The organism is Psychrobacter sp. CoH-33_TS_01, assembly GCF_058189395.1.
This window is the reverse complement of sequence record NZ_JBVGQI010000034.1, coordinates 1-461: the sequence shown is the minus strand read 5'-3', so window position 1 is coordinate 461 and position 461 is coordinate 1. Positions and strand designations below refer to the sequence as shown.

Sequence of the window (461 nt, the reverse complement as noted above, 5' to 3'; positions counted from 1 at the left end):
GCATCAGCATCAGCATCAGCATCAGCATCAGCATCAGCATCAGCATCAGCATCAGCATCAGCATCAGCATCGGCATCGGCATCAGCATCAGCATCAGCATCAGCATCAGCATCGGCATCGGCATCAGCATCAGCATCGGCGTCAGCATCGGCGTCGGCGTCGGCATCGGCATCGGCGTCGGCATCGGCATCGGCATCGGCGTCTGCATCAGCGTCTGCATCAGCATCAGCATCAGCATCACAATCCGCGTCGGCGTCTGCATCGGCGTCTGCATCGGCGTCAGCATCGGCGTCGGCGTCGGCATCAGCATCAGCATCAGCATCAGCGTCAGCATCAGCATCAGCATCAGCATCAGCATCAGCATCAGCATCAGCATCAGCATCAGCGTCAGCATCGGCGTCAGCATCAGCATCAGCATCAGCATCAGCATCAGCATCAGCATCAGCATCAGCATCAGCATC

General features: G+C 57.9%; 1 protein-coding gene. It reads right to left on the bottom strand.

Annotated features, from left to right (window positions below; all coding sequences use genetic code 11):
- Positions 1-461, bottom strand: a 461-nt coding sequence (locus tag ACZ2XM_RS15450; protein WP_490619008.1) for a hypothetical protein, incomplete at both ends; no start/stop codon positions are given.